Annotated in this window: 5 protein-coding genes; 2 read left to right on the top strand and 3 right to left on the bottom strand. The window is 71.1% G+C overall.

The features are described 5' to 3' along the window. Nucleotides 1-208: 208 nt before the first annotated feature. Nucleotides 209-1,477: a hypothetical protein gene (locus tag ACWD68_RS11160; RefSeq protein ID WP_451806153.1), complete on the bottom strand. Its 1,269-nt coding sequence runs from the start codon at nt 1,475-1,477 to the stop codon at nt 209-211. Nucleotides 1,478-1,873: 396 nt separating this feature from the next. On the opposite strand from ACWD68_RS11160, the gene ACWD68_RS11155 reads away from it, so the two are divergent. Then, nucleotides 1,874-2,755: a DUF4429 domain-containing protein gene (locus tag ACWD68_RS11155; RefSeq protein WP_451806145.1), complete on the top strand. Its 882-nt coding sequence runs from the start codon at nt 1,874-1,876 to the stop codon at nt 2,753-2,755. 99 nt (nt 2,756-2,854) lie between these two features. Here ACWD68_RS11155 and ACWD68_RS11150 read toward each other — a convergent pair whose 3' ends face one another. Next, nucleotides 2,855-3,649, bottom strand: coding sequence for a class II aldolase/adducin family protein (locus tag ACWD68_RS11150; RefSeq protein WP_451806144.1), 795 nt, complete (start codon nt 3,647-3,649; stop codon nt 2,855-2,857). A 156-nt stretch (nt 3,650-3,805) separates the two neighbouring features. Here ACWD68_RS11150 and ACWD68_RS11145 point away from each other — a divergent pair, with 156 nt between their 5' ends. Continuing rightward, nucleotides 3,806-4,276, top strand: coding sequence for a pyridoxamine 5'-phosphate oxidase family protein (locus tag ACWD68_RS11145; protein ID WP_451806143.1), 471 nt, complete (start codon nt 3,806-3,808; stop codon nt 4,274-4,276). 26 nt (nt 4,277-4,302) lie between these two features. On the opposite strand, the gene guaA is transcribed toward ACWD68_RS11145, so the two are convergent. Next, nucleotides 4,303-5,883 (bottom strand): glutamine-hydrolyzing GMP synthase, encoded by a 1,581-nt coding sequence (gene guaA, locus ACWD68_RS11140; RefSeq protein ID WP_451806142.1) that lies wholly within the window; start codon nt 5,881-5,883, stop codon nt 4,303-4,305. Between the last annotated feature and the right edge of the window lie 117 nt (nt 5,884-6,000).

Raw genomic sequence — 6,000 nt, 5'->3', positions numbered from 1 at the left:
CCCCACGGTCCGTGAGGACCAGCAGAACACCGAGCGGCAGGCCTCCGACGATCGTGATGTCCGTCGCTTACGTCCGGATCGAGCAGCGGCTCCCTCACGGACCCACGTCCGATCCAGCGGCGACGGACCGGGATGTACCGGCACGGCCCCGACCCACCCACCGGCGGACCCCCACCCGAAACGCCGGCGCGAGCGCACCCGCACCGCCTCAGTCGGTCACATCGATCTCGTACCGGTTCGTCTCGACCCCCGACGCGGTCACCACCTGCACGTCCACCCGCCCGGGTTCCACATCCACCGGCACAGGCACCGTCAGCACCGCGTCCGTGGGATTGCTGAACCCTCCGGACACCGGCACCAACGGCACATGCACATGCACGGGCCCGATCCGCACGACCATCCGCGACAGCCGGTCCGCGCTCTGCGCACCCGGCGGCACGAACCCGGCCCCCCGGATCTCGATGTCGTCCCCGGTGCGAATGGGCGCGTCCAGATCGCCGGCCTCACGGGCACGGACCACGGAGAGGACCACCGGCCGCCCACCCTCGGCGTACTTCCCGGCGAGATAGGTCGCGGCCGACACCAGCACCAGCAGTGCCAGCCCCCACGGAAGGTCCGGCAACTGCGACGGCCGCCGGGCCAGCCGCACCACCGCGAAGACCAGGGCGACCACGCTGATCAACACGTACTGGATGTCGGCGAAGCTCCCCCGCCCGGCGTCGTCGGTCAGCAGGTCGGCCGCGCGCGGCCGGTCCGCGCGCACCTTCTGCAGCCGCTGCCCGAGCACCCGCAGCCCGACCACCCGCCGCACCAGCACAGCCACCCCGCACACCACGGCGACGACGGTCACGACACCGGCGCCCCGGGCGAGTTCGAGCCCGGCGATGAGTTCGTCCCGGCGGCCGTGCGCGGAGGCCCCCGCCAGCTGCCCCACCAGCACGAGCAGCGCGTACACGACGGCCAGCACCCAACCGGCGGCGACCGCGCGGGAGGTGGAGAGACGGTTGTCCTCGCCGATGACCGGCGCGAGGGCCCCGCCCCGCGCCCGGTGCAGCCACGCCGCTCCCGTCAGGAGTCCGGCCAGGACGACCGCGGCGAGCAGCCCGGCCGTCCTCGCCGCCGTCCACCCGGCCCCGATCGCGGTGAGCGCCTGCACGAGGAGCAGGACGACGACAGCACCCCAGACGGTGAACGCGGTGTACCGCCACAGCCGCCCCAGCCAGGCCTCACCCTCGATGCGGCCGCGTTCGGCGACCAGGTCCGCGGACTGGGTGAGTTCGTCGGACACCCACTGCCGGGACGCGGAGGCGGAGTGCGCGACGCCGGCGGGCAGTCCCTGCCCGGATGCCAGCGCGTCGCGTTTGGCGAGGAACGCGGCGACAGCCCGCCGATGCCCCGTACGCGCCCCGTGCGGGCAGTCCCCGCACGTGCAGCCCCCCTCGTGCGCACCCGACCCTCCGCCCAGGCCCCCGCCCAGGCCGCCCGGACCTCCGCCAGACCCGCCTCCCGGACCACCGCTCCGCCCGCCGCCCGGTCCGGTGCCCGACCCGGCACCCGACCCGGCACCGTGCCCCGCACCGTGTCTCGCCTCCTGCACCGCCACGCCAACTGCCGCCTTCCCGCCCCAGAGAACTTCGTACGGCCGAACCGTCCTTACGCCCGACCGTCACACCGTCCGTACGCCCGACCGTCACACCGGCCGGAGCACCCGCCCGCCCCACCCCCCAGGGCGCGAAGCACGTACACCCACCTGACAACTGCCCCGTGGTGACAGCGAATTGTGCCGTACGGAGCGTGGTGCGCATGCGTCAGGTCGGGTCAGCCCGGGTGAAGCGCGGTTACCCCGTGTTGACCCGGCTGCGAGAATTTCTCCATGGCCGAGATCATCCAGCGCGACGGGACCTGGGCCTTCGACGGCAGCACGATCAGGATCACGCCGGGGCTGCACCGCAGCGTGCCGCTGTTCCGGCAGACGTACGGGGAGATCTCCGTTCCCCTGGAGGCGGTGTCGGGCATCGTCTACGCGCCCGAACGCAAGCGTGGCCGCCTGCGCCTGCGGCTGCGCGAGGGCGCCGACCCGCTGCTTCAGGCGACCGGGGGCCGGCTGCCCGACACGGCGGACCCCTACAGGCTGACGGTCGACATCGACCGTTCCGGAGTGGCCGAGTACGTCGCCGAGGAGATCCGCCGCGCGCTGCTCCTGGACCAGATCCCCAAGGAACCGGCGAAGACGTACCTGCTCGCGGGACCGCCCGTCCCGGTCTCCGTCCGTTCCAGCGACGGCACGGTCTCCTTCGACGGGACGCAGGTGCGCATCGACTGGGCGGACACCTCGGACCGGGTCAAGCGGGCGACGGGCCCGCGGATCATCGCCCTGGGTGATCTCGTACAGGTCGAGTGGCTGCCCAACTCCGGTTACGAGGACGGCTTCCTGCGTTTCGTGACGCACGAGGCGGTCTTCTCCAAACTGCCGCCCGAGAAGGACCCGTACGCCCTCGATCTGTGGGGCAGCACCCGCCGCGACCTGCTCACGGCGCTGGTCGCCACCGCGGTCACCGCACGGCTGCCGCATCCCTCCACGCGCACCGTGGAGTACGCGGACGGTCCCCGGCCGGCCCCGGTGGTGCCGCGGCAGTCCGACCATCACGACGTACTGCTGCGCCGTCTGCGGGAGTTGGGAGAGCTGCACCGCGACGGTGTCCTGACGGACGAGGAGTTCACCAGGACGAAGGCGGCCGTCCTGCGGGGCTTCTAGCACCGCGCCAGACACCCTTCACCCAGGCCGGCGAAGCACCGTCCGCACCTCGGCACAACGACACCTCGACACCCCGACGCCCGATCCGAACGGCGGTCCCTAGCTGAGAAGATCGGGTTCGCTGCGGCTGATGTCCTGCCACAGCGGCTGGTAGTTGATCCATGCCACCAGGTCGCCGCCGAGCTGTTCACGGGTGGCGACCGCCTGCTTGTGGTCGATGAGGAAGGGCCGGCCCGCGGCCTTCGCGGTGAGCTGGACCTGGCTCGACCGCTCCATGGACAGGAACCACCAGGCCGCCGCGTCCACCGAGTCCCCGACGGTCAGCAGTCCGTGGTTGCGCAGCACCAGCGCCTTGCGGCTGCCCAGCGCCGACGCGATCCTGCGGCCCTCCTCCGCGTCGACGGCGACCCCGGTATAGGTGTCGTACAGAGCGTGATCCTCGTAGAACGCACAGCTCTCCTGGGTGATCGGGTCGAGCAGATCACCGAGGGCGGCGAGGGCGCGGCCGTGCACGGAGTGGCAGTGGGCGACGGCGACGACGTCGGGGCGGGCGGCGTGGACCCGGGAGTGCACGGTGAAGGCCGCCTGGTTCACGTGGTAGCGGCCCTCGATCACCTGCCCGTCCTGGTTTGCCATGACCAGGTCGCTCACGGTGACGTGCTTGAAGGGCATGCCGAACGGATTGACCCAGAAGCAGTCGCTGTACTCGGGGTCGCGCGCCGTGATGTGCCCGGAGACGCCGTCCTCGAAGCCGAGCCGTCCGAACAGCCGGAGCGCGCCGGCCAGCCGCTCCTTGCGGTGCCGCCGCTCGTCGTCCATCGATTCGTGCATCGGCGGCATGGCGAACCGCAGCTGGTCGGTGGGGCGGGGCAGGGGCGGGTTGGGCCCGTGCATATGTCCTCCAGCACTGGCGTGTTCCGTACGGAGCGGAAGTTACCCGGGGTCAGCCCAGGAGAACAGGGGTGTTCCGTGAGAGAAAAAAGAGGAACAAAGAGGGACACCGCTAAAACCCGACAGGAGATGTCGGGTATCCGCGTCAGACTCGCTGCCATGAACTGGGAAGCTCTCTCCACGGCCGAACCCGACCTCGCCGAGACCGTCGAACAGCGCTTCGGCGCCTTCACCCACCACGTCCTCGCGACCCTCCGCAAGGACGGCTCGCCCCGCACCTCCGGCATCGAGGTGCGCTTCCTGAACGGCGAGCTGTGGCTCGGCATGATGCCGGATTCCCTCAAGGCGCTCGACCTGCGCCGGGACCCGCGCTTCGCGCTCCAGGCGAATCCGGGGGGCGGCACGGACATGGGCGGCGGCGACGTACGGATCAGCGGGCGGGCCGTCGAGGTGGGCGACGACCTCCCCGCGAAGGCGGCGTACGTGAAAGAGGTGGAACCGCCGGAGCCGTTCCACCTCTTCCGCACCGAACTGACGGAGGTCACCCGGACCTACGTCGAGGACGACACCTATCTGGTCGTCCAGGTCTGGAAGCCCGGCGCGCCGGTGCGCACGCTCAGGCGGACCTGAGGGGGAAGGTCACTCCCCCTCGGCGGTCACTCCCACTCGATGGTGCCCGGGGGCTTGCTCGTCACGTCGAGCACGACGCGGTTGACGTCCGCGACCTCGTTCGTGATGCGGGTCGAGATCTTCGCCAGGACGTCGTAGGGCAGCCGCGACCAGTCGGCCGTCATGGCGTCCTCGCTGGACACCGGACGGAGCACGATCGGGTGGCCGTACGTCCGGCCGTCGCCCTGCACGCCCACGCTGCGCACGTCCGCGAGCAGGACCACCGGGCACTGCCAGATGTCCCGGTCGAGACCGGCGGCGGTGAGCTCCTCGCGGGCGATGGCGTCGGCCTCGCGGAGCAGGTCCAGACGCTCCTTGGTGACCTCGCCGACGATCCGGATGCCGAGTCCGGGGCCGGGGAACGGCTGGCGCTGGACGATCTCGTCCGGCAGGCCGAGCTCCTGTCCGACCATCCGGACCTCGTCCTTGAACAGCTGGCGCAGCGGCTCGACGAGCTGGAACTCCAGGTCCTCGGGGAGGCCGCCCACATTGTGGTGGGACTTGATGTTGGCGGTGCCGGTGCCGCCGCCGGACTCGACCACGTCCGGGTAGAGCGTGCCCTGCACGAGGAACGCGACGTCCTCGCCCTCGGCGGCCTCGGCGATGATGTCCGCCTGCGCCTGCTCGAAGACGCGGATGAACTCGCGCCCGATGATCTTCCGCTTCTCCTCGGGGTCCGAGACACCCTTGAGCGCGGTGAGGAAGCGCTCCTCCGCGTCCACGACCTTCAGCTGGACGCCGGTCGCGGCGACGAAGTCCTTCTCGACCTGCTCGGTCTCGCCCTGGCGCATCAGACCGTGGTCCACGTACACACAGGTGAGCTGGGAGCCGATGGCCTTCTGGACGAGGGCCGCGGCGACCGCCGAGTCCACTCCGCCGGACAGACCGCAGATGGCGCGCTTGGTGCCGACCTGCTCGCGGATGAGGGCGACCTGCTCGTCGATGACGTTGCCGGTGGTCCAGGTCGGGGTGATACCCGCGCCGCGGTACAGGAAGTGCTCCAGGACCTGCTGGCCGTGCGTGGAGTGCATGACCTCGGGGTGGTACTGGACGCCGTAGAGCTTCTTCTCGTCGTTCTCGAAGGCGGCGACCGGGACGACGTCCGTGGAGGCCGTGACGGTGAAGCCCTCGGGAGCGGCGGAGCAGGCGTCGCCGTGCGACATCCACACCGGCTGCTCGTCCGGGGTGCCCTCGAAGAGGGTGGAACCGGACTTCGAGACGTGCAGCGGCGTACGGCCGTACTCGCGGGCGCCGGTGTTGTCGACCGTGCCGCCGAGGGTCGTCGCCATCAGCTGGAAGCCGTAGCACATACCGAAGACGGGGACGCCCGCCTCGAAGAGCTCGCGGTCCAGGCGCGGGGCGCCTTCCGCGTAGACCGACGAGGGACCGCCGGAGAGGATGATCGCGGCCGGGTTCTTGGCGAGCATCTCCTGGACCGGCATGGTGCTCGGCACGATCTCGCTGTAGACCCGGGCCTCACGGACACGACGGGCGATGAGCTGGGCGTACTGCGCACCGAAGTCGACGACCAGGACGGTGTCGGGGGCGGCGGGGGACGCTTCTGGCACGGTCTGCCTTCCGGCGGTGAGCAAAAGGGTGTGTACGGCCGATTCTACCGGGGGCCGCGGTGGGGGTGGCGCCGCCGGGGTTTCCGGCCCGGGTCTCACCATCCGAACCTGCTTGGC

Source organism: Streptomyces sp. NPDC005141, assembly GCF_053599975.1.
This window is presented reverse-complemented; position numbering and strand designations above follow the sequence as displayed.

Coding starts and splice junctions, on each gene's coding strand:
- ACWD68_RS11155 (WP_451806145.1), top strand. CDS start 1,874: ATGGCCGAGATCATCCAGCGCGACGGGACCTGGGCCTTCGACGGCAGC.
- ACWD68_RS11150 (WP_451806144.1), bottom strand. CDS start 3,649: ATGCACGGGCCCAACCCGCCCCTGCCCCGCCCCACCGACCAGCTGCGG.
- ACWD68_RS11145 (WP_451806143.1), top strand. CDS start 3,806: ATGAACTGGGAAGCTCTCTCCACGGCCGAACCCGACCTCGCCGAGACC.